General features: G+C 72.0%; 9 protein-coding genes. 8 read left to right on the plus strand and 1 reads right to left on the minus strand.

What is annotated here, in order from left to right; translation table 11 throughout:
• Nucleotides 1-96: 96 nt before the first annotated feature.
• On the minus strand, nucleotides 97-1,560 hold the full coding sequence (locus ACWIHY_RS25635; RefSeq protein ID WP_454378024.1) for an MFS transporter: 1,464 nt from the start codon (nucleotides 1,558-1,560) through the stop codon (nucleotides 97-99).
• A 681-nt stretch (nucleotides 1,561-2,241) separates the two neighbouring features.
• On the opposite strand from ACWIHY_RS25635, the gene ACWIHY_RS25640 reads away from it, so the two are divergent.
• The 8 genes from ACWIHY_RS25640 (at nucleotide 2,242) to ACWIHY_RS25675 (ending at nucleotide 23,894) form a co-directional block, all read left to right on the plus strand.
• Complete coding sequence (locus ACWIHY_RS25640) at nucleotides 2,242-14,454, plus strand: amino acid adenylation domain-containing protein (protein ID WP_454378025.1); 12,213 nt, start codon at nucleotides 2,242-2,244, stop codon at nucleotides 14,452-14,454.
• Nucleotides 14,451-15,794: a hypothetical protein gene (locus ACWIHY_RS25645; protein WP_454378026.1), complete on the plus strand. Its 1,344-nt coding sequence runs from the start codon at nucleotides 14,451-14,453 to the stop codon at nucleotides 15,792-15,794. Before ACWIHY_RS25640 ends, ACWIHY_RS25645 begins: the two co-directional genes overlap by 4 nt.
• A gap of 57 nt (nucleotides 15,795-15,851) precedes the next feature.
• Entirely contained in the window at nucleotides 15,852-16,643 is a 792-nt protein-coding gene (locus ACWIHY_RS25650) for an alpha/beta fold hydrolase (protein ID WP_454378027.1), read from the plus strand.
• A gap of 12 nt (nucleotides 16,644-16,655) precedes the next feature.
• Nucleotides 16,656-17,474, plus strand: coding sequence for an alpha/beta hydrolase (locus ACWIHY_RS25655; RefSeq protein WP_454378028.1), 819 nt, complete (start codon nucleotides 16,656-16,658; stop codon nucleotides 17,472-17,474).
• Nucleotides 17,471-18,796, plus strand: coding sequence for a cation:proton antiporter (locus tag ACWIHY_RS25660; RefSeq protein ID WP_454378029.1), 1,326 nt, complete (start codon nucleotides 17,471-17,473; stop codon nucleotides 18,794-18,796). The genes ACWIHY_RS25655 and ACWIHY_RS25660 overlap by 4 nt, the downstream gene beginning before the upstream one ends.
• Nucleotides 18,797-19,247: 451 nt before the next feature.
• Nucleotides 19,248-20,045 (plus strand): TIGR01458 family HAD-type hydrolase, encoded by a 798-nt coding sequence (locus tag ACWIHY_RS25665; protein WP_454378030.1) that lies wholly within the window; start codon nucleotides 19,248-19,250, stop codon nucleotides 20,043-20,045.
• 157 nt (nucleotides 20,046-20,202) lie between these two features.
• A complete protein-coding gene (locus ACWIHY_RS25670) occupies nucleotides 20,203-22,323 on the plus strand; it encodes a DUF4139 domain-containing protein (protein ID WP_454378061.1) in 2,121 nt (706 codons plus the stop codon).
• An 8-nt stretch (nucleotides 22,324-22,331) separates the two neighbouring features.
• Nucleotides 22,332-23,894: a mucoidy inhibitor MuiA family protein gene (locus tag ACWIHY_RS25675; protein WP_454378031.1), complete on the plus strand. Its 1,563-nt coding sequence runs from the start codon at nucleotides 22,332-22,334 to the stop codon at nucleotides 23,892-23,894.
• The last annotated feature ends 391 nt before the right edge of the window (nucleotides 23,895-24,285 follow it).

The raw sequence follows: 24,285 nt of genomic DNA on the forward strand, positions 1-24,285 counted from the left end.
GGAGGAACGACACGGCCCCCTGGGCGCGGCACATGGTGGCCGCGTGCAGGGGGCCGTCCGCAACCCGGCGGGCCGGGTTGCCCCTGGAGTCGGGGGTCACTGGGTGGGCGTGACCCGGTCCTGAGGCGCCTGCGCTGCGGCCGCAGGCGCGGGCTTCGGCCGCAGCATGATGAGCATGGTGCACACCACGGCCGCGCACAGGATGTTGACGGCCATTGCGGCGACGTAGACGTGGTGGAAGGACGAGATGCCGCCGGGGGCCGGGCCCGACGCCATGATCGACGCGAATCCGGCGACGCCGACCGCACCGCCGACCTGGCGCACCGTCAGGGTCATGCCGAGGCCGCCCGCGAACTTGGCCGGAGGCACCGTCGCGGCCGCCAGCGACGACAGGCAGGTGATGGCGAGGCCGAGGCCGCCGCCGCCGAGGATCGAGGCCGGCAGCCAGCCGCCCAGGAAGTTGGGCGTGGGGCCGAAGAGGCCGGACGCCCAGATGGCGTTGCTGCCTGTGAAGGACAGCGCGCCCAGGACCGCCACCTTCACCTGGGTCGCCGGTCGGGTGAGCCGTCCGGCGGCCAGTGAGCCGGCCATCGAGGAGACGGCTCCGACGCTCAGGGCACCGGCCGTCTGCAGGACCGACCAGTGCCAGATGTCTGCGGCGAACAGCGGGGCGGCCAGCATCCACGCGAACATCGTCATGTTGAGCATGCCGAGGCCGAGGTTGGCGGTCCGGAAGACAGGGCTGCGCCACACCGCCATCTCCAGGGCCGGCGCCGCGTGAGTGCGCGAGCGCAGCACGGTCACGGCGACGAGCGCCAGCCCGGCCAGCCCGAGTCCGACGGTGCGGACATCCCCCCAGCCCCAGGTGTCCCCCTCGGTGAGCGCGCTCACCACCCCGCCGATGCCCAGGGCGAGCGCGATGCTGCCCACCGCGTCCGGCAACCGGTTCCCGGTGCCGCGCAGCCGCTGCCTCGGCAACATCACCACGGCGGCGACCAGCATCGCGCCGCACAGCGGGAGGTTGATGTAGAACACCGAGCGCCAGCCGAAGGCGCGCAGCAGCAGCCCGCCCGCGGCCGGTCCGATGACGGCGGAGAAGCCCGCCACCGCGGACCACGTGCCGACCGCTCTGGCGATGCGCTCCCGCGGGGTCGTGGCGAGGATCAGGCCGAGCGCGGCGGGGATCATGCCACCGGCCGCCGCGCCCTGGACGATCCGCGCCGCGATGAGCCACCAGATGGACGGCGCCACGGCACAGACGAGCGAGGCGGCGGTGAAGGCGGCCAGGGACCAGAGGAAGACGGTGCGCCGGCCGACGCTGTCGGCGATCCTTCCGGCGGGCGTGAGCACGGCCGCCAGCAAGATCGTGTAGCCGCTGAGGACCCACGTCATGGTGTTGAGCGACGTGCCCGGAAAGTCGTCCAGAATGTCTGGAAAAGCGATGCTGATGATCGAGAGGTCGAGGAAGGCCATGAAGCTGGCGCCGCTGCACAGCGCCAGGACGCGGGCCGGGTTGACCTCCTGCGTGGTGCGTGTGCGCTCAGCCGACTCGTCGGGCATGCCGGTCCTCTCAGCTCGTGTGCGTCGTCGAACGCGCCTGCGGCCCAACTCAGTGCGTGGGGCGGATGGTTGAAGCTGTCCAGCCGAAGCAAGTGTGCCCGTCCCCCGTCGGAGGCGGGGCGAATTGTGTGACCAGTGCATGTGATGACCATCACCCGGGATTCATTCGAAGATCTTTGCCGTCATGCCTTGCGGTGGCTCTCACGGCAGGCCAATGATGGGTCGGGGCGCCCGGGGAGGAACCGGCGCAACGGCCGGGGGCCGCTACCGCCCCATCGGACCACAACACACCTCTGCAGCCCGGTACTTGGGCTCGTCTGCACGACAGCGTTTCTGCACGACAGCACTGGCGCACTTCGGCAGTTCAGCACTTGGCGTACTTGCAATCCTGACAGCGCGGACGACTCACGGCGCAGCCGCTTGCACGACTGCTCGTGAGGCAGACGCCGCTCGATCTCGGGGGATTCGGCACGGGTGCACGGGGGACGACCCTGTGCGCGCGCTTTGATCCGGCACCTGCAGGCCCTCACAGGGCTGCCTCGGATGCCGTTGCCCTGCCCCGGGACGGGCCGCGCTCACCGGACGCGCCGCGGATCATCACGGGGAGACATGGCTTTGACTTCTATGAGTTCCGTCCTGATCGGTAGCGGGAGCGTACTCACTCGCTGTGGCGAGGTACTCATGGCGAAGGGGCACCGGATCGCAGCCGTGGTGACCGGTGACGCCACCGCCCGGTCCTGGGCGGTCAAGGCGGGCATTCCACACCACGAACTCGCCGAGGCCGTGGCGCTCGCACCGCGGTTGTCCTGCGACCTCCTGCTGAGCGTCGGCAACTACGCGGTGGTGCCCGAAGCGCTGCTGGGCTGCGCGACGCGGGCCGCCGTCAATTACCACTACGGTCCGCTCCCCGAGTACTCGGGCCTGCACACGCCGTCCTGGGCCATCGCGGACGGGGCGCGGGAGTACGGCATCACCTGGCACCGCATGGCCGAGAAGGTCGACGGCGGTGAGGTGCTGGGGCGGGTGCCGGTGGCGATCGAACCCGAGGACACCGCGCTGTCGCTGGGTCTGAAGTGCGACGAGGCGGCCGTCGCCAGCCTCGCCGGACTGATCGACGAGATCGCGGAGGGCCGCGAGACCGCGACTCCCCAGGACTCCGCGGCGCGCCGCTACTTCTCCCGGCACACCCAGTTAGCGGCCGAGGGACTGATCGACTGGAGCCTTCCGGCCGAGCGCATCACCGCCATGGTCCGGGCCACCGACTACGGCCCGTTCGCGAGCCCGTTGGTGTGGCCCAAGGTCAACCTCGACGGGCACTTCTACGCAGCCCGGGAAGCCCGCTCCCAGACCGGCGCCGCTTCCGCCGCAGATGACGCCGCTGTCGCGCCCGGTACGGTCCTCTCCTGCGACGACGCGTCGGGCCTGCGGGTGGCCACAGGTGCCGGAAGCGTCACCCTGACCCGGCTGTGCACCCTGGAGGGCGAGGAACGGCCCGCCGGCGCCATCGCGGCGACCCATGGGATCCGGCCCGGCACGATCCTGGACGTCCCCGGCGAGGACGCGAGCGCGCGCCTGACCGGGGCGGGCGTCAGAGCCTCCAAGGCCGCCGGCCGATGGCGTGAGCGCCTGGTCGGGGGCGGCGACGACCCCTACCGCCTTCCCTACCCGCAGCCCCGCCCGGGGGCCGGGGCCGAGAGCGGACAACAGCCGGATCCCGTCCTCGTACGATGCCAGGTCCCGCTCCAGGCCGGCGGGGACGGAGGCCCGGAAGCGTCTGCGGCGGCCGCCGCCTACCTGGCCGGTGCGCTGGGCATCTTCCTGAGCCGGGCGAGCGGCCGACGGGAGATCCACCTTGCGATGGCGGCCCCTCGCGAGGGTGTCGACGCCGCGCACCGGGACCTGTTCGCCGCCTGGCTGCCGCTGCTGTGCCGCGTCGACGCCGACGCGACGGTCTCGGAGAACCTGCGGGCGGTGCGGGGGGAGTTCACCCGCGGCCAGGAGCAGGGATGGATCCGCCGCGACGCCGTCGGCCGGGACGAAGCGCTTCGGGCACGCTGGAACAGCGGCGCACTGACACCGGACGTGCTGATCTCATGGGGCACCCGCGACGCCGCCGACCACGGCTTGGTCGGCCACAGCGGCCACCGTCCGAAACTGGAACTCCACATCCAGCAGGACGGCGCCGAGGACGGTGCGCTCGTCACCTTCCACTACGACGCCACGCGCCTGCCGGCCCGGGACGTCACCCGGCTGGCCGGCCAGTTCACCGCGTGGTGCGGCCGTCTCCCCGCCGCCGCGGAGCAGCGTCCGGCCGCCGCGGACCTCCTGAGCGCGGACGAACGCGCAGCCCTCATCGAGGAGTTCAACGACCCGGTTGGCGCCGCGGACCTCCCCGAGCAGGGCCTGCACCGGCTCTTCGAACAGACCGCGCGCGGCCATGCCCAGGACACCGCACTGGTCTGCGCGGACACCAGCCTGACCTACGCCGAGCTCAACGCCCGTGCCAATCGGTTCGCCCACGCGCTGACCGACCGGGGCGTGGGCCGTGGCGACCTGGTCGGCGTGGCCCTGGACCGCTCGATCGACCTCGTCGTGGCCCTGCTGGCGGTCATGAAGACGGGCGCCGCCTATGTGCCCGTCGACCCCAGGTTCCCGGCGGAACGCATCCGCCAGATGATCGACGACGCCGATCCCAAGCTCATCGTCACCCCCGCCGCCGCGCCCGCCGGCCTCGCCGCCTGGGACACCCGCTGCGTGAGCGTCCACGTGGGTGCCGAGCTGAGCACCGACGGGGACCCCGCGGTCGAGGTGGGCGCCGGCGACCTGGCCTACGTCATCTACACCTCGGGCTCGACAGGCCGCCCCAAGGGAGTCGAGATCACCCACGGGGCACTGTGCAATTTCCTGGGCGCCATGCGCGAACGCCCGGGGTGCGCCGCCACCGACCGGCTGCTGGCGGTCACCACCGTGTCCTTCGACATCTCCGTGCTGGAGCTGTTCCTGCCTCTGCTCTGCGGCGCGACCACGGTCATCGCCCAGGCCCAGGAGACCCTGGACGCCAAGGCCCTGAGCGGGCTGTTGGAGCGGCATGCGATCACGATGGTGCAGGGCACTCCCGCCACTTGGCAGCTGCTGCTGGACGGAGGCTGGCAGGGTACCCCCACCCTGAGGAAGATCCTCTGCGGCGGTGAGGCGCTGCCCCGCGACCTGGCGGACCGGCTGCTCGCCGCCGGAGCCCCGGTCTCGGTGTGGAACATGTACGGCCCCACCGAGACCACCGTGTGGTCCACGGTCTGGGAGGTTGCGGCCCGGGCCGAGGAGGACGGCATCCTCATCGGCAGCCCGATCGACCGCACCCAGGTCTACGTCCTCGACGAGAACCTGTCGCCGGTACCGCTCGGTTTCCCCGGAGAACTGTGCATCGGCGGCGCCGGAGTGGCCCGCGGCTACCGCAACGACCCCGGCCAGACCGGGCTCCGCTTCGCGGACAACCCCTTCCACCCCGGCACCCTCTACCGCACCGGCGACCTGGCCCGCTTCGTCGAACCCGGCAGGCTGACACTGCTGGGACGCAACGACCGCCAGGTCAAACTGCGCGGCCACCGCATCGAGTTGGCCGACGTCGAGGCGGCCGTCAGCCGCCATGAGTCGGTCCGCCGTGCCGTGGTGGTCGGCCGGGACGAGCAACTGGTCGCCTACTGCGTACGCGACGCGGCTCCGGCCGGTGATCCGGTCCGTACCCCGGCGGACCACAGCACCGCCCTGGCCGAGTGGGCCGCGGCCTGGGACCGCGCCTACGAAACCGGTACCGACGCCGCTCTCTCCGGCCCCGGCACCGGCTCCGATCCCGTCACCGCCGACGCCACGTTCAACCTGGCAGGCTGGCGCAACAGCTACGACGGCCTCCCCTTCTCCGACGGGGAGATGCGCGACTGGCAGCGGAGTTCCGTCCGGCGCATCCTCTCCCACGCACCGGAGAACGTCTTTGAAATCGGCTCCGGCAGCGGCCTGATGCTGTTCAGCCTGGCACCGCACTGCCGCACCTACCACGCCGTGGACGCCTCCGCCGCAGCCGTCGGGACGACCCGGCGGCACCTGGCCTCCCTGCCGCACGTGACCTGCGAGCAGCGCGCCGCCCACGCGCTCCCCGAGGTGGCCGAGGGTGCCTTCGACACCGTGGTCATCAACTCGGTGGCCCAGTACTTCCCCGACGTCGACTACCTGACCTCGGTGCTGGAGTGGGCGACCAGGGCGGTCACCAGAGGGCAGGTGTTCCTCGGTGACATACGCGACCTGTCGCTGCTCGAGGTCTTCCATGCCGACGTGGCGCACTTCCGCGCGGACGGGGACGCCGGCGGGATCTCCGCCGAGGAACTGGCTCGCCGCACCGAGCACGGGATGCGCGCGGAGCGCGAACTGGTGCTCAGCCGCGACTACTTCGCCAACCTGCCGCACCTGTTCCCGCAGATCACCCGCGTCGACATCACCCTGCGCGACGGCCGCTACGTCAACGAGATGACGCGCTACCGCTACGACGTCACCCTGCACATCGGCGAGGACGCCCGACCCGCCACCCCGGCGGTGGAGAAGGACTGGCAGGCCGACGGCCTCGACCTGGCCGCGCTCCGCGCCGAGCTGGGTTCCGTCGCCGACCGCCCGCTCCGCCTGAACGGCATCCCCAACGGCCGGCTGGGCGAGGTGTGCGGCCGGGTCGCCCCAGCCCTGGAGAGCATGGGCACGAGCACCTCGGTGGTGCCCACGTCCTGGATCGACCCCACCGACCTCGCCGACTTCGCCGACCTCGCCCATGAGGCGGGCCTGGAACTGGCTCTGCTGCCCAGCCGCTCCGGCGGCATCTGGCGGTGCGACGCCCTGTTCCATCGGCCCGGCCAGACCCCCGACCTCAGCCCGCACCCTGCCGAAGCGCTGGACCGCGACGCCCTCACCGGGTACGCCAACACGCCCGCGGTCGGCGAACCGCCCAGGACCCCGCTGCACCGCGTGCTGCGCCCCTGGCTGGCCGCGCGGCTGCCGGAATACATGGTGCCGGCGTTCATCGTGGAGCTGGACGAGCTTCCGCTGACCCCGAACGGCAAGATCGACGAGAACGCGCTGCCGGACCCCGTGGTGGAGGTCGACACCACCGCCAAGCCCGCCACCGAGCTGGAGCGGGACATCATGGCCATCTGGGCGGACGTGCTCGGCCACGACCGGATCGGCGTCAACGAGAACTTCTTCGAGATCGGCGGCAACTCGCTGCGGGTCGTCCGGGTCCAGTCGCGGCTGGAGGAACTGCTGGGACGCCCTGTCTTCGGGGCCAAGCTCTTCGAGCACTTCACCGTCAAGACCCTGGCCGCCTACCTGGCCGGCGACACCAGGACCAGCCGGGAGGTCGTGCCCGACCGCCGCCGCGCCGTCCAGGACGAGCCCATCGCCGTCATCGGCATGGCCTGCCGCCTCCCGGGCGACGCCAACACCCCCGAGGAGTACTGGGAGCTGCTGGAGCGCGGCGGAGACGGAATCGTCGAGGTCCCCAAGGACCGCTGGGACGCCGAGGCCCTGTACAACCCCGACCCGGAGGTGCCCGGCACCTCGTACTGCAGCCGGGGCGGGTTCGTCACCCCCATCGACCTCTTCGACGCCCCCTTCTTCGGCATCTCGCCGCGCGAGGCCCGCTCGCTCGAGCCCATGCAGCGCATGGTGCTGGAGACCAGCTGGGAGGCGTTCGAACGCGCCGGTTACACCATGGACCGGCTGCGCGGCAGCCATACCGGCGCGTTCATCGGCGTCGGGAAGAGCTCGGCGTACCACGAGTACGGCCTCACCATGGCCGGCGGGCTGACCGACCTCGACGGCTACGTGGGCCCGGGTTCCGCGGGCGGCACCATGTCCGGCCGGGTGTCGTACGTGTTCGGCCTGGAGGGCCCGACCCTCACCCTGGACACGGCGTGCTCCTCCTCCCTGGTCACCACCCACCTGGCCTGCAACGCGCTGCGCAACGGCGAATGCGATCTCGCGGTGTCGGCCGGTGTGAGCCTGATGCTCACCCCCGAACTGCACGTCGAGTTCAGCCGCCTGCGCGGAATGTCGGCGGACGGCCGCTGCCGGTCGTTCTCCTCCGACACCGACGGCACCGGCTGGAGCGAGGGCTCCGCCGCGGTCGTCCTCAAGCGGCTGTCCGACGCCCAGCGCGACGGTGACCCCATCCTGGCCGTGCTGCGCGGCACCGCCGTCAACCACGACGGCCACAGCGCCAGCCTGACCACGCCCAGCGGCCCCGCCCAGCAGCGGGTCATCCGCGCCGCCCTGGCCGCGTCCGGGCTCCAGCCGGACGACATCGACTACCTGGAGGCGCACGGCACCGGCACCAAGCTGGGCGACCCCATCGAGGGCACCGCCCTCGCGGAGGTTTTCGGCCGCAGCCACTCGGACGAGGCGCCGCTGTGGGTCGGTTCTGCCAAGTCCAACCTCGGCCACACCCAGGCCGCCGCCGGTCTCGCCGGCGTGATGAAGGTCGTACTGGCCATGCGCCACGACACGCTTCCCCGGACCCTGCACGTCGCCGAGCCCACCCCCGCCGTGGACTGGAAGGGCGCCGGCATGGCGCTGGTCCAGGAGCAGCGCCCATGGCCGACGAAGGACGTGCCGCGCCGTGCGGGCGTCAGCTCGTTCGGCATCGGCGGCACCAACGCCCACGTGATCGTCGAGGAGCCGCCGCGGCCTGCCGCGAAGGACGCCGAGGAGGGCGCGCCCGCGCCGCTGCCGCCCACGGTGCCGTTCGTGGTGTCCGGGTACAACGACGCCGCCCTGGGCCAGCAGGTGGAGAACCTGCACCTGCACATGGGCATGAACATCCAGGATCGGCTCGGTGACGTGGCCCGCTCCCTGGCGACGACCCGCAGCCACTTCCGCCGCCGACTCGTGCTCCTGGTCAAGGACAAGGCCGAACTCCTCGACAAGCTGGCCTCCTTCGCCCGCACCGCGGAACTGCCCGCAGAGTCGGTGCGCACCGGCGACCACACCGAGGAGCCCCGGCCGGCCCTGCTCTTCACCGGCCAGGGCAGCCAGCTTCCGGGCATGGGCAAGGACATCTACGACGTCTACCCCGTCTTCCGCGAGGCGCTGGACGAGGTCGCCGCCCGCTTCACCGGGCTGGAGAAGCCCCTCCTGGAGGTGATGTGGGCCGAGCCGGGCAGCGAGGACGCGGCTCTGCTGAACCGCACCGACTTCACCCAGCCCGCCCTGTTCGCCCTTCAGGTGGCGCTGTGGCGGCTGTGGGAGAGCTGGGGTGTGCGGCCGGAGCTGCTGCTCGGCCACAGCATCGGCGAACTCGCCGCCGCCCATGTGGCGGGGATGTTCGACCTGGACGACGCCTGCCGGCTGGTCGCGGCCCGCGGACGCCTGATGCAGGCCCTGCCCGCCCGCGGCGCCATGGTGTCGCTGGAAGCCGACGGCGAGGAGGCGGAAGCCGCCATCGACGCCCTCGGGCTGCGCGGCAAGCTGGACGTCGCCGGACTCAACACGCCCGCGCAGACCGTGCTGTCCGGTGACACCGACGCCGTCGAGGCGATCGCCGCCCACTTCAGGGAGCAGGGCCGCAGGGCCAAGCAGCTGACGGTGTCCCACGCCTTCCACTCGCACCACATGGACGGCATGCTCGCCGAGTTCCGGGCCGTGGCGGAGACCGTCCGCTTCCGCCCTGCGGCGATCCCCCTCGTCAGCAGCCTCACCGGCGAGCTCGCCGCGCCGGGCGAACTGGAGCAGCCCGGCTACTGGGTCCGCCAGGTGCGCCACGCGGTCCGCTTCAGCGACGGCATGCGCAGCCTGCGCCGAGAAGGCGCGAACACCTTCCTGGAGCTCGGCCCGCAGCCCGTGCTGTCCGGCCTGGGGGCGTCCTGCCTGGCCGACGAGGGACCGGTGTCCTGGGTGCCGTCCTGCACCCCGGGCAAGAACGGCGCCTCGGTCATCCAGCGGAGCCTGGCCGAGCTGCACGTGCGGGGCGTCGCGGTCGACTGGGACGGCTACTTCGCGCCCTTCGGCGGCGACCGGGTGGCCCTGCCGACATACGCCTTCCAGCGGCAGCGGTTCTGGTTCGAGCCGCCGGTGTCCCGCGAGGTCGGCGCCGGTCTGAACCCCACCGGCCACGCGCTCCTCGGCGGCGGTGTGGAGATCGCCGGCACCGACCTGTCGCTCTTCACCAACGTGGTGGCGGCCGACCAGCCGGTGTGGGTGCAGGAGCACCGGGTGATGGACGCCGTCCTGATGCCGGGCACGGCGTTCTTCGAGGCCATGCGGGCGGCGGGCGACGCGGCCCACGAGGGCGAATGGGACCTGTCGGACGTGGTCATCGCCTCGCCGCTGGTGCTCGCCTCCGGGGCGCCGGTGCGGATGCAGGTCACCGTGGGTCCGGCGATCGGTGAGACCCGTCCCGTCCAGGTCTACAGCGCGCCCGAGGGTGAGGACGGCGCCTGGCAGCTGCACGCCGAGGGCCGGATCACGCCCGCGGAGGGAGCCGGTGCCGGCACAGCGGTGACGGTACCGCCCCGGGGCGCCGAGCCCCTCGACGCGTCCGCCCTCTACCGCGACCTGGACGCCCTGGGCTACGGCTACGGACCGACCTTCCAGGGCATCAAGGAGGCCTGGCACGTGGGCGGGGAGGTGTGGGCCAGGGCCGCGCTCCCGGAGAGCGCGGAGCAGTCCGCCGCCGGCTACGTCCTGCACCCGGCCCTGCTGGACTCGGCCATGCACTCGCTGCTGCTGACCCAGCGCCTGCAGAACCGGACCGGCGACGACCTCTTCGTGCCGTTCGAGGCCGAGCGCCTGTCGCTGCGGGTGAAGGGCCTTGCGGAGATCTGGGTCCGGGTCGCCGACTTCGAGCTGGGTGACGGCGAGTTCTGGGCCTCGCTCGACATCCACGACAGCGACGGCGCCCATGTCGGCCGGCTGCACCGCCTCCACGCACGGCGGGTGGACCGGGCGGTGCTGCGCCGCCTGGCCGCGGCCGGGGTGGACCGGTTCCAGTTCGACGTCAACTGGCGCCCCGTCGACACCGGGAACGTCGAACTGGGCGGCTCCTGGGGCATGATGACTCCGGCCGGGGACGTGCCGTGGGCGCGGGAGGTCAAGACCCTCCTGGCTCGGGCGGGCATCCAGGTGATCAAGGTCCGGGACCTGGAGGACGCCGAGGAACTGGACGGCCTGGTCTGCCTGTGGGACTCCGACGCGGAGGTCCCGTCCCAGGCCCACGCGTTCGCCGCCAGGGCACTGGAACAGCTTCAGGAGGCGGTGGGTACGGAGTTCCGCACCCCGCTGGTCTGGGTCACCCGCCACGCGGTGGGCACCGGCGCCGACGACATGGTCTCCGGGCTGGGCGCCGGCCCGCTGTGGGGCCTGATGCGGACCGCCCGCAACGAGCACCCCGAACTGGGCCTGCGCCTGATCGACCTCGGCGAGGAGGAGGCGGACCGCAAGGCCCTCCCCGCCGCGTTGATGCTGGAGGCGGAACCGGAGTGCGCCCTGCGCCACGGCGAGGTGCTTGTGCCGCAACTGCTACGGGTGGGCTCGGCCCGGGATCTGCAGATCCCGGCCGAGGGCCGCTGGCAGCTGGAGATTGCCGCCAAGGGCCGCCTGGACGAGCCGCTGACGGTCAAGTCCCTGCCGGAACGGGCCCTCGCGCCGGGCGAGATCCGTGCCGAGGTGAGGGCCGCCGGGGTGAACTTCCTCGACGTCCTCAACGCCCTGGGCATGGTGGAGATCCCCGCGTTCGGCCTGGAGTTCGCCGGTGTGGTCACCGAGGTCGGCGGCAGCGTCGACCAGGTGAAGGTGGGCGACGCCGTGCTGGGTCTGGCCCGCGGCTCCTTCGCCTCCGAGGTCGTCACGGACGCGCGCCAGGTGGTGCGCATGCCGGAGCACCTCAGCTTCGAGGAGGCCGCCACCATCCCGATGACCTTCCTCACTGCCTGGTACGGCCTGCACGAACTGGGCGACCTGCAGTCGGGCGAGCGGGTGCTGATCCACGCCGCGGCCGGTGGCGTGGGCATGGCGGCGGTGCAGCTGGCGCGGCTCCACGGCGCCGAGGTCTACGGCACCGCCAGCGAGCCCAAGTGGCCCGCACTGCGGGAGCTCGGCCTGGACGACGCCCATCTGGCGTCCTCGCGCGATCTGGGCTTCGTCGAGCACTTCGGCAAGGGCGCCGGCGGAGGCGAGTCCGGCGGAAGCTTCGACGTGGTGCTGAACTCCCTGGCCACCGAGTTCATCGACGCCAGCCTGGGCATGCTGGGCAGCGGCGGACGGTTCCTGGAGATGGGCAAGATCGACGTGCGCGAGCAGGCCGCCGTCGACCAGAGCCATCCGGGCGTGACCTACACCGTCTACAACCTGCCCGAGGCGGGGCCGGACCTCATCCAGCGGATGCTGGTCTCCATCGCCGAGCTGTTTACGCAGGGCAAGCTGGCGCCGCTGCCGCTGCGGGCCTTCCCCATGACCCACACCTCCGACGGCCTGCGCTTCATCGCCCAGGCGCGGCACGTGGGCAAGGTGGTGCTGGTCCCGGCCCAGCAGCGACAATTCGTCCGGCCGGACGGCGCGGTGCTCGTCTCGGGTGGCGCCGGCGACCTCGGCCGGCGCGTGGCCAGGTGGCTGGCCGACACCCACGGCGTACGCGACCTGGTGCTCACCTCCCGCCGCGGGATGGAGACCCCCGGCGCGCAGTCCCTGGTGGAGGAGCTGTCCGAGCTGGGCGCCACGGCCACCGTGGTGGCTTGCGACGCGGCCGATCGCGACGACGTCGCCGCGGTGATGGCCCTCTTCGGTGACGAGCGCCCGCTGCGCGGCGTGGTCCACGCGGCAGGTGTGCTGGACGACGGCGCCCTGACGGACCTGACGCCGGAGCGGTTCGACGCGGTCTTCCTGCCCAAGGTGGACGGCCTGTGGCATCTCCACGAGCTCACGCAGGGCATGGAGCTGGACATCTTCGTGATGTTCTCCTCCATCGCGAGCGTCATGGGAGCACCCGGCCAGGGCAACTACGCCGCCGCCAACGCCTTCCTGGACGCGCTCGCCCACCTGCGCCGGGCCAAGGGCCTGCCCGCCACGTCGGTGGCCTTCGGCCCCTGGGAGGGTGAGGGCATGGCCGCCGGGCTCAGCGAGTTCGACCGGGCCCGCTTCGCCCAGCTCGGCCTGGACCGGCTGGCACCGGACGAGGGCCTGGAGCTCTTCGAGCTCGCCGCCAGGAGCGGCCGCGCGCTGACCATGGCCGCCGCGCTGGACCTGAACCGCGTGCAGCACTACTTCGAGAACCGCGGCGGCATACCGCCGCTGTTCCGCGCGCTGCTCAGCGGCAACGCCGGCAAACGATCCCGGGCCGGCGGCGGAACGGACCTGCGCAAACTGCTGGGCGAGGCCTCGCCGGAGGAGTACCCGGCCGTGGTGCTGAGCGTGGTCCGCGAGGAGGTGGCAAAGACCCTGGGCTTCGCCTCGCCGGAGGCCGTGGACGTCGGCGTGCCGCTCCAGGACATCGGCATCGACTCGCTGACCGCGGTGCTGATGCGCAACCAGCTCGCCGACCTGACCGGACTCGCCCTTCCCGCGAAGATCGCCTTCGATCACCCCAACCTCACCTCGCTGGGCGACTTCCTGCTGGAGAAGCTGCTGGAGGCGGGGCTGGACGCGGCTCCCGGGACGGCCACCGGCACGGCGGCCACCGAGACGGCCGAGGCGGCCGAGGCCGCGGGCGTCGACCTGTCCACGGCCCGGAAGGGCTGCCTGCACCCCGACCTCCGCTTCGGCAACGCCACGGCGGCGCCGGTACGCCCGGAGGCGGTCTTCGTCACCGGCGCCACCGGATTCGTCGGCGCCTACCTGCTGCACGAGCTGCTCGCCTCCGAGGTGGTCGCCTACTGCCTGGTGCGGGCGGACGACTCCCGCCAGGCCATGGAGCGCCTGGTCGGGACCCTCGACGGCTACGGCCTGTGGAAGGAGGAGTTCGCGCCGCTGCTGAACCCGGTGGTGGGCGACCTCACCCAACCGCTGTTCGGCATGGACGAGGAGGGCTTCGACGAACTGGCCGACCAGGTGGACGCCATCTGCCACTCCGGTGCCCTGGTGGACTGGATGCGGCCGGTGGAGGACTACACCGGCCCCAACGTGGTCGGTACGCACGAGGCGCTGCGCCTGGCCTCGCGCGGTCGCGGCAAGGCGTTCCACTTCGTCTCCACCTTCGCCACGCTGCCCAAGTACCTGGGGTACGAGGTCACCGAGGACAACCGGGAGTACGGCTACCTGACCTCCAAGTGGCAGGCGGAGCAGATGGTGGCCGCCGCCCGCTGGCGCGGGGCGAAGGCGTCGACGTACCGGCTGCCGTTCGTGGGCGCCTCGACCCGCACCGGGCACTTCCGGCTCGACCGCGGCGACTTCCTGCACAACCTGATCACCGGCAGCCTCGAGATGGGGAGCTTCCCGTCGCTGGCCGCCGACCTCACGGCGGTACTGCCGGTCGACTACCTGTGCCGGACGATCGCCGAGGCCATGACCAGCGACCTGGCGCGCATCGGCAGCGACTACGACTTCGTCAACTCCGGGGCCCCGGCCTTCGACCGCTTCTTCGAGATGGTCGGTGCCGCCGGCGGCGGGGCGGAGATCGTGCCCTTCGACGAATGGCGGCAGCGGGCGCTGGCGTTCGCCGCCGGGCACCCGGCGAGCCCCCTGGCCCGGATCGCCGCCCTGGTGGACGGCCTGACGACGGAGGGCCTGGCGGACATGTTCGCCGCGCTCCCCGTGGGAGGCGCCGTCTTCGGCGCGGAGGACTACCCGTCCCCGCCCGTCGACGAGGACTTCGTCCGCACCTATGTGGACCGCATCAACACTTCCGACCGAGCGGAGAACACGACGTCATGAGCGACGCGACCCAGGCGGCAGACGCGACGGTGGACGACGACGCCACGGTCACCGGCACCTACCGGAAGACCGGCACCTTCCTGCACTCCTCGGCGCAGGTGCACGCCGAGCAGCTGTCCCCGGTACTGGACAAGTACCAGGTGGACAAGGGGGAGATGGAGTCGAGGCTGCCCCCGCACCGGACCCTCAACACGAGCTGCTTCCACCCCGAGGTACAGCCCACCCAGGTCGTCCGGATGAACCTGGACGACGACCTGGCGGACAACCTGGCACGCCAGCTGCGCTGCCAGGCGGTGATCCAGGAGAGCTTCGCCGCCGCCTCGATCGGCAGCTACTTCCCGGTCTCCACCATGTTCGAGAACTGCGTGCTGTTCGTGCCCTCGGCGAAGCGCTTCTACGACCTGAACCAGGACATCGTCCAGGAGCACTTCCCCGACGTCGAGACCGCGGTGGTGAACGCCTTCATCGTGCCGGCCGAGAAGCGGCCGTACGGCACCCACGCGGCCAGCTCGATCGCCCTCCAGATCCCGTCGCTGGTCAAGAAGCAGCTCGGTTTCCCCACCGAGTACCGCAGCTTCCACACCGCGCTGACCCCGACGCCGCTGAGCCGGCAGCCCTTCGTGATCTTCGAGGAGGCCGAGGTGGAGGCCCCGAACCTCCCCTACGTCTACGAGAGGATGCTGGAGTGCGGCCTCGAGGGCGAGGAGAAGGACGCCGTCGACAAGGCGCTGTACCTGTTCCTGGAAGGGAAGCTGTCCGAGATCGACCTGCCCTCGGTGCGGGACTTCCTCATGGCGATGTACTGGGCGAAGACGTACGCCGACAAGCCGTCTCCCGGCTACTACTGCGACAGCCGGGTGGGCGACGCCCTGGTCTTCGACAACTACCGGGCACACGCCGACAGCACCCTGCCCCGGACCACCAAGGACCGCCTCACCATCGACCTGCGCTGCTTCAACAAGGTGCACTACCCGAAGGGCATGACCAGCGGCCTGGACTTCATCGTCGATCCGGACGAGCGCGCCTACCAGGTCAGGCGCAAGTGGGCGTCGATCGAGTTCCTCCTCGCCACGCTCGGCTACGAGAGCGTCGACGAGTTCCTGCGTCTGGTGTTCGGCGGGTCCCGGCGCGCGGCGGACATCGATCCGTTCGGCCTGATGACCGACCTCCAGTTCGGCATCTACAACAAGTCCGAGTACCACCTGCTGGACCAGAACCTCGACGACCACTACGAGCGGGTCGAGGCCCTGTACGACCGCATCGCGAAGGAGGGGGAGTTCGTCCTGCCGGAGCGGGCCGAACGGTGCCTCGCGGCGCTGAGCGAGCAGCCCGGCGACTGAGGGGTCCGGGAAGGACGCGGTCGACATGAGCCACCGACACCGATTGAGGAATGCGTTGTGAGCCGAACCGAATCCGTGGACGACCTTGTGGAGCGCTTCTACACGGTCGTGAAGCTGCCGCACGATCCGTTCGCGAAGGCGTTCCTCAATCGGTGCCGTTCACACACCGTCAAGGTGAACGGCCGCTTCTACAAGTACTTCCAGAGCGGCAGCGGCCCGACGGTCCTCCTCGTCCACGGCCTGAACACCAATCTGGGCAGCATGGTGGCCATCGCCGAAGACCTCCTCGCGCAGGGCTACCGGGTAGTGCTGTTCGACGTGCCGCCGCACGGGGAGGCACTGGGCACCACGGGCGATCCCACCGAGATCCGCGCCCTGCTGCGCGCCCTGTACGACAGGCTCACCGGCCTCCACGCGGTGGTCTGCCACTCCATGGGCGGCCTGTGGGCCCTCACCGCGTGGCACGCCGGGGTGGCCGCCCGGACCATGGTCTCGATCTCCTCCCCGCCCGCCAAGATGTTTCTGGTCGAGAGGTTCGCCGAGATGAACGCTCTCGACGACGACCGGGTCCGGGGGGTGGTCGGGGAGATCGAGAGAAAGTTCGGCGGGACGGTGTGGGACGAGTACTCGGCGCTAGAGGCCGCCCGGGCGATCGACGTTCCCGGGCTGGTCGTCCACGGCACGGCCGACGACTACGTGCCGCCGGTGCACGCCGGGGAACTGCACGCGAGCTGGCGGAACTCCGCCGTGGAACTCGTCGAGGGCGCCGGCCACTTCGACATCGTGGAATCACCCGAGGTCCGGAAAATCATCTCCGCGCACCTGCGGAGCATGGAAGAAACAAGATAAAGGGGCGATCAATTGAGCACCGACATCACCGAAAAGCTGCGCCGGCTGGCCTTCACGCCGATGCGGACGCAGCCTCCGAACGCCACCCGGCCGATCCTGGAGCAGGCTGCCAAGGAGGTCGAGGTCGTCGACGGCGGCAAGGTGGTCCACTACCTCTGGGGCGAGGGTGAGCGGCGGATCCTGCTGGTCCACGGCTGGGCCGGCAACGCCGGGCACCTGACCGTCCTGGCGGACGCGCTCGCCCGGGCGGGCTGCGCGGTGGTCGTCGCGGATCTCCCCGGCCACGGCGAGTCGGAGGGAGCGGAGTCTTCCGTCATCCACTTCGCCAAAGCGGTCGAGGCGGCCGACAAGCGGTTCGGCCCCTTCCACGCCGTCGTCGCCCACTCGCTGGGCGCCGCGGCCACGACCTACGCCATGTCGCGCGGGGTCACGCTGGAGCGAGCCGTGTTCGTCAACCCCATCAGCAGCTACACCAGCCTTTGGCGCCGCTCCGGCGAGGTGATGCAGGTATCGCCGGAGGCCATCGGGCTGGTCCGCTCGCGTGCGGAGGAGTGGCTCGGCATCTCCTTCGACTCCATCGAACCGGCTGTCGCGGCACAGGACTTCACCAGCCGGTTGCTCGTCGTCCACGACGAGAACGACCCGGAGTCGGCGATCACCGACAGCGAGGCGCTGGTGGCGGCCTGGGGGCAGGCCGAGCTGATGCGGGTGCGGGACCTGGGCCACACCAAGGTGCTGCGTGACGACGCCGTGGTCCGCCGCGCCGTCGGCTTCCTGACGGCGGACGGCGCGGGCGACGGTGCGGCGGGTGAGGGAGCGGCGGGCCGGTGACGCTGCCCGTGGCCGCGCACGCGGCCGCCGCACTCGGCGCCTTCCTGGTCGTCGGATTCCTGGGACGCCGGCTCGCCCGCAGGATCGGGCAGCCCGGCGTCGTCGGCGAGATCGCGTTCGGCATGCTGCTCGGGCCGGCGGTGCTCGGCCTGGCCTGGCCGAAGGCGCAGTCCGTCCTGTTACCGGACGGCGTGCTGGGGCCGCTGCGCGACCTCGGGCACGCCGGACTGGTGCTGTTCCTCGTGGGCGTCGCCCACGAACTGCGGCTGGACGCGTCCCGCCTGCGGGACAGGGCCATCGGCTGGACGGCGCTGGGCACCCTCGTGCCCTCCCTGGTGGCCGGCGCGGCGTTCGGCGGCTGGCTCGTCTGGTACGACCGGCCCTCCTTGCGGGGGACCGCGCCCACCCTGGCCTTCGTGCTGCTGCTGGCGACCACCATGGCGGTCTCGGCGGTGCCCGTGCTCGCCAGGATTCTCGCCGACCGCGGCCTGACCACCACCCGCGCCGGGCGGCTCTCGCTGACTTCGGCGGCCCTCATCGACGCCGTCGCCTGGCTGCTGCTGGCCGTGGTGATCGGCATCGCCCAACCCGGCTCGGGCGGCGTCGCGACCGCGGCCACCGTGCTGGTGGCCGGAGCGCTGGCGGCCACTCTGGGCCGCCGCCTGCTGAAGACCCCTCAGGCCGAGCGCCTCTGCGCCCGGTGGCCCTGGCTGGTGGCCGTCGTCCTCGGCGTCTGCGTGCTCCTGGCGGCGGACGTGGCGGACGCCCGCGGGCTCACCGCGATCTTCGGCGCTTTCGTGGTGGGGCTGATGATCCCGCCCGACTCGCCGCACTGGGACGCACCGGTCCGCTGGGTGTCCACGCTGGGCCTGTGGCTGGTGCCGGTGTTCTTCATCGCCACCGGGCTGAAGATATGGACGGGCTCGGGCGGCATCCCCTGGCTGGTGATGATCCTGGCAACGGCCCTGGCCGTGCTCTCCAAGATCGGCGGCGGTTACGCGGTCTCCCGCCTGGGCGGGGAGGGGCACGCCGAGGCGCTTCGCGTCGGCGTCATGCTCAACACCCGGGGACTCACCGAGATCGTCCTGCTCCAGGCCGGGTACAGCGCCGGGGTGCTCACCTCCGGCCTGTATCTGGCGCTGCTGGTGATGGCAGTGGTCACGACCTCGATGACCGGCCCGCTCCTGTCGCTGATCGACCGCCGCCAGGTGGCGGACGCGCCGGCGGCGCCCCGGAAGGACGAGCAGGCCGCGGCCACACCGGGGAAAGGCCCAGTCGGGGCCCCTTCGGAAGGCTCAAGCAGCGTGACGCACTCGACATGATGGGGCATCGGGAAGACGTCGTCTTCCAGCAGCGCGGGGTTCGAAGGCGAACCCTCTGCTAGGGCAGCGTCAGACCCACACCCCATGCTCATCCGCTCGGCGCTTCAGCTCGTCGAGGAGCATGGCGCTGATGCCGCCCGTACCCGTAGCCGTAGCCGGGGCGGCCCTTCGTGGGCGCTGGCGAGCACGCAGGGCCCGTCGCGCCGCCGTCGCGTTCTGTCGCGCGACAGGGGTGGAGCAAGCGGGTTGCCCGCACCCGTGACGGGGCGTACAGGGCGCACCACTCCCCGGAATTCCTCCACCGCAGGGATCTCAGCGGGTGCCCGTACGGGGCGCGGACCAGGCCGGAAAGAGACCGAACAGCGGAGCGGGCTTGGCCTGATTGCATATATGTACTTTGTTCTGTGCCAGCGGACAGCCGCTGCGGAGCCCTTGGGCTACCGTCAACTCCGTGGAGCGAATCCGAGCGGTCCTGATCGACATCGACGGCGTCCTCACCGTGTCCTGGAAGCCCCTGCCCGGAACGGTTGCGGCCATGGAGCGGCTGCGCGCCGCCGGTCTTCGCCTCGCGCTGGTCACCAACAACACTTCCCGCACACGTGCCGCCATCGCCGCGCGGCTGGCCGGCCTGGGCTTCCCCGTCGGCGCCGGAGACATCCTGACCGCTCCGGCCGCTACGGCGGCGTACCTGCGCGAGCACTGTCCCGGCGCCCGCTGCCTCCTGCTCACCAGCGGCGACGTACGGGACGACCTGCCGGGCGTCACCCTCGTCGACGAGGGTGACGTGGACGTGGTCGTGCTCGGTGGCGCGGGGCCCGAGTTCGGCTACGAGGCTCTCAACCGCGTCTTCCGGCAACTGCAGCGCGGGGCCCGGTTGGTGTCCATGCACCGCAACCTGTTCTGGCGTACCGAGGGCGGCCTCGACCTGGACACCGGGGCCTTCCTCGAAGGACTCGAGAAGGCCTCCCGCACTGAGGCGGAGGTGACGGGCAAGCCGGCACCGGCGTTCTTCGCGAGCGCCCTCGCCCACCTGGGCGCCGACGCATCCGAAGCGCTGATGGTCGGCGACGACATCGAGTCGGACGTGCTGGCAGCCCAGCAGTCCGGCATCGTCGGCGTCCTGGTGAGGACAGGCAAGTACCTCCCCGAGGCGCACCACGCCGCCTCCGGGACCCCCGACCACGTCCTCGACTCCTTCGCCGACCTGCCCTCCCTGCTCACCACCGGTTCCGGATCCGGTTCGGCCTGACGGGACACTCCGATGCCCGTGGGCCCGGGCGGGCAGGATCGGGGGACAGCTGCACGACCCGACCGTACGACGGGTCACCGACATCGGGCCTCGAAGCGACGCGCCGACCGCTCGGGCTTAGGCTTCGCTCAGCATGGACGCGGCGGGGGCGGAGCACATGACGGCAGGGACAGCACAGAGGTGGGGGGCGACCCTCGATTCGGTCGTGGTGTACGCGCAGGGCGCGGTCTGCCGCCGCCTGGCCCGGGGCAGCGTGCCGTCTGACGGCCGGGTACGGGTGACGGGACTGCCCCGCTCACTGGACCCGGGATCGCTGCGAACCCGTGTCCTGGGCGCCCCCGGTGTGCGCGTCGCCGAGGCCCGGGTGGAAGTCGAGGCCGAGCCGCTCGACACGGGCACGCCCGACCAGTTGCGGCGCGAAGTGGAGCGGCTGGGCGACGAGTACGCGGCGGCGCAGGGACGCCGGGACCGACAGCTGAGCCGGATCGAGGAGGTCATGGCTCTCCACCCGGTGCCACCTGCCCACGAGCCCGAGCGCCCGCATCGGCGCACCCCGGTCGCCGCGTGGCTGGAGCTCGCCGACTTCGTCGACGAGCGACTGAGGGGGCTGCACACCCGCCTCGTCGAGCTGGAGGAGGCGCTGCGCAACGTCGGGCACGAGCTCACCGTCGCCGCCGACAGGCTCGCCCGCGCCTCCACCGACGCACCGTCAGCGCGCGTGGAGACCACGGTCTGCGCGGTCCTGACCCTCGAGGGCACCTGTGACACCGAGGTGGAGGTGGAAGTGGAGTACGGCGTGCCCGGCGCAGTCTGGGTGCCGACCTATCGTCTCACTTACCGTCAGGGCGGCGGCAGCGGCCGTCTGGTGCTGCGCGCCTCGGTCGCCCAGCGGACCGGCGAGGACTGGACCGGCGTGCGCATCGCCCTGGCCACCGCTGATCTTCGGCGCCGGACCGATCTGCCGAGGCTCCGCTCGATCCGGATCGGGCGCCGTCAGCCCGCCCCCGCGCCTTCTGGCTGGCGAGAGCCTCCGGCGGGGCTCGCCGACCTGTTCGCCGGGTACGAGGCGGCCGGCCCCCGCCCTGCCACGACCGCCGCACCTGCGGCTGTTGGCGTCGGCTCCGCTCCCGTGGCTGCCGCGGGCGGCACCGCTTACGGTCCCCTTCCGCCACCGCCGCCTCCCCCGCCGGCACCGGCACCGGCACCGGCACCGGCACCGGCACCGCAGGCCTACGGTGGTCCGCCGGGCGCGGTCCAGGTGCCCGGCCCCTCCCCGGAGCCCTACGGAGGCAGGGTGTCCGACCTCGCGCCTCCGGCCCCCTCGCAACCGGGCGCCAGGCCGCCTGCCGGCGGCAGGTCCTTCGCAGGGGCCACCGCCCCCATGGCACCCGCGGCTCCCGGCCGGGCTGTGCCGCAACCCCGTCCGGCACCGGCAGCCGGTCCGCCGCAGCCGAGCGGCGCCGAGCTCGACTACGCCGCCCTCGTCCTGTGCGGCCCCGACGAGCCGGGCGGTCGCCGAGGCCGGCTGTTTCCCGACTCTCCCTTCGACCCGGTGGCAGCCGAGTACCGCCGCCGCGCCGAAGCAGTGGCCGCGCTGCCGCTGCCCGGGCAGGCCGTGCGGCCCCGCGAGTCGGCCGGTTCGTTCGACCACCGCTTCGATGCCACCGCCCGCGCCGACATCCCGTCGGACGGCACCTGGCACACCGTCACCGTCGACGAGATCCCGGTCGGCCTGCGCACCGAGTACCTCTGTGTGCCGTCCGTGGAGGAGACCGTGTATGCGACGTTGGCGCTCTCCAACGCCACCGACCAGGCGCTGCTCGCCGGCCCGGTGGAGGTCACCGTCGACGACGAGTTCCTGATCACCGCCGCACTGCCCACGCTCGCCCCCGGCGGTGTACGCCGGGTGGGGCTCGGGCCGGCCGAGGGCATCCGGGTCACCCGACGTACGAACCTGCACGAGTCGACCTCGGGCCTGCGCAACAACACCACCGTGCTCGACCACCGCGTCCACGTGGAGCTGGCCAACCGGCTCGCGAGGCCCGTCACCGTCGAAGTCCGCGAGCGGGTGCCGGTCACCTCCGAACCGGGCATCGGCATCGAGGAACGGGCCGACTGGACGACGCCCGAGGAAGGCGCGGGGCCCGAGCACCATGCCCCGGGCACCCGCGTCTGGCTGCTGGACCTCCCCGCAGGCGCCACTGCCTCCCTCGACGGCGGCTACGAGATCCGCATCCCGACCGGCAAAGCCCTGGTCGGCGGCAACCGCAGGAGCTGACACCCGCCATGTCCACGGCCCCGAAGCCGATCGCCCTCCCCGTCACCGCCGTCACGTGCCTTGAGGACCGCGCCCATGTCGAGCGCGCGGTCCTGCTCGACCTGGAGGCAGGCGTCCAGCGGCTGCGTCTGGGGCCGGTCAGTGCGCTGGCCGTCGACCGGACCCTCCACGCAGAGCTGACCGCCGATCACCCGGCGACCGTGCTCGACGTGCGGATCGTCCGCAGCTGGACGCCGCACGGGCCACTGCAGTCCGCCGCCGACGACTCCCCCCTGCGCCACCGCGTACACGGCCTCGAAGAGGAGCGGCTGGACCTGGGGCGGCAACGCGACCGGCTGCACGCCCGCCTCGACCTGCTCGGCCGCCTCGCCGCCGACCTGCTGCGGGAGATCGGCGAAGGCGTCGGCTCGGGGGAGGCCGAACGGCCTCGCTGGGCCCGCGAACTGGACCGGGTGGACGACGAGCGCGACACGTACGGAGAGCAGCTCCGCACCGTGGAGGCCCGGCTGGCCGCGCTCGTTGCCGAGCTCGGGGAGGCCCAGCGGGCCATGAACCTCTCCGAGGAGGAGCCCGCCGAGCTGGTCGGTCATGTCGAGTTGACCGTGGAGGCCGCGGTCGCCGGGCCGGTCGGGCTGCGCCTGAGCCACCTCACCCCGTGTGCGCTGTGGCGGCCCGCGTACCGGGCCGTGCTCGACGGGGACGCCCTGACACTGGAGACCGACGCGGTGGTCTGGCAGCGCACCGGTGAGGACTGGTCGGACGTACGGCTGACCCTGTCGACCGCCCGCTCGGCGCTGGCCACCGATCCGCCACGGCTGGGCGAGGACCGGCTGACGCTCAAGGACCGCTCCCCAGCGGAGCGCCGCACGGTCGACGTCGAGTTGCGCGAGGAGGAGATCGGGGCCCTCGGCCCAGCCCCGGTGCTCGGCCTGCCGGGGGTGGACGACGGCGGCGAGGCGCGCGTGCTGAGCTCCCCCGCGCCGGTCTCCGTGCCCGGAGACGGCCGCGCCCACCGAGTGCCGCTCTCCGTCTTCACCACGGCCGCGAGCAGCGAGTACGCCTGCTCACCCGAGGTGTCGCCGCTGGTCACCCAGATGGTGCGGTTCGACAACCTGTCGGGCCACGCACTGCTCGCCGGGCCCGTAAGCCTGGTCCGCGGCAGCGGATTCAGCGGCCGCGGCACGCTGGACTTCACCGCCCCTGGCGCCCCCGTCGAACTCGCCTTCGGCAGCTGCGATGACCACGGGGTGGTCCGGCACGCCCAGGAGTCCCGCGATCCCGCCGGAATCATGCAGCGGACCGTGGTCACCCGCACGATCCGGCTGCACCTGTCCCGATTCTCCGCCCCCGGGGAGCACGGCGATCGGGTGGTCGTCCTCCGGGAGCGGATCCCGGTCTCCGAGGTCTCGGCAGTAAAAGTACGCCTACGGAAGGACGCTTGTTCCCCGGCGCCCGAAGTGGTCGACGCCGAAGGCATCGCCCGCTGGGACGTCACCCTCCCACCCGGCGGCCGCCGCACGGTCAGCCTGGTCTACGAGCTGTCGGCGAGTGCCACAGTCGCCGGGCTCTGAGCTCGGCGGTCAGGTGCACGCATGCACGCATGCACGCGAACTATGACTCACCGACCAATACTTGCGGCAGACCGGGAACACATGAGGGGCACAGCCCGCGATAGGTGACCTCTACCTCGGACACCGTGAAGCCGAACCGCTCAACCATTCTCCCTCGCAGTCGCTCCAGCAGGTCACTCACTTTCGGTTCACCTGTTCAGGTGCGGCGGGATAACAAAATTCTACCGGCATACGTTCGGCTTCTTATGGGAAGCGGATGAGCAGCCCGATTGCAGGGTGGCAGCGGCGAAAGCCACTGCGCGCTCTTCGACTGCTTGTTGGGCGGGGGTGCTCTGCGTGTTCTCGTAGCGGTGCGGTCTGCGGTGCGCGACCATACGGACGCCGACACACG

This window comes from Streptomyces sp. NPDC055287, from assembly GCF_053646035.1.

Coding starts and splice junctions, on each gene's coding strand:
- ACWIHY_RS25635 (WP_454378024.1), bottom strand. CDS start 1,560: ATGCCCGACGAGTCGGCTGAGCGCACACGCACCACGCAGGAGGTCAAC.
- ACWIHY_RS25640 (WP_454378025.1), top strand. CDS start 2,242: ATGGCGAAGGGGCACCGGATCGCAGCCGTGGTGACCGGTGACGCCACC.
- ACWIHY_RS25645 (WP_454378026.1), top strand. CDS start 14,451: ATGAGCGACGCGACCCAGGCGGCAGACGCGACGGTGGACGACGACGCC.
- ACWIHY_RS25670 (WP_454378061.1), top strand. CDS start 20,203: ATGACGGCAGGGACAGCACAGAGGTGGGGGGCGACCCTCGATTCGGTC.
- ACWIHY_RS25675 (WP_454378031.1), top strand. CDS start 22,332: ATGTCCACGGCCCCGAAGCCGATCGCCCTCCCCGTCACCGCCGTCACG.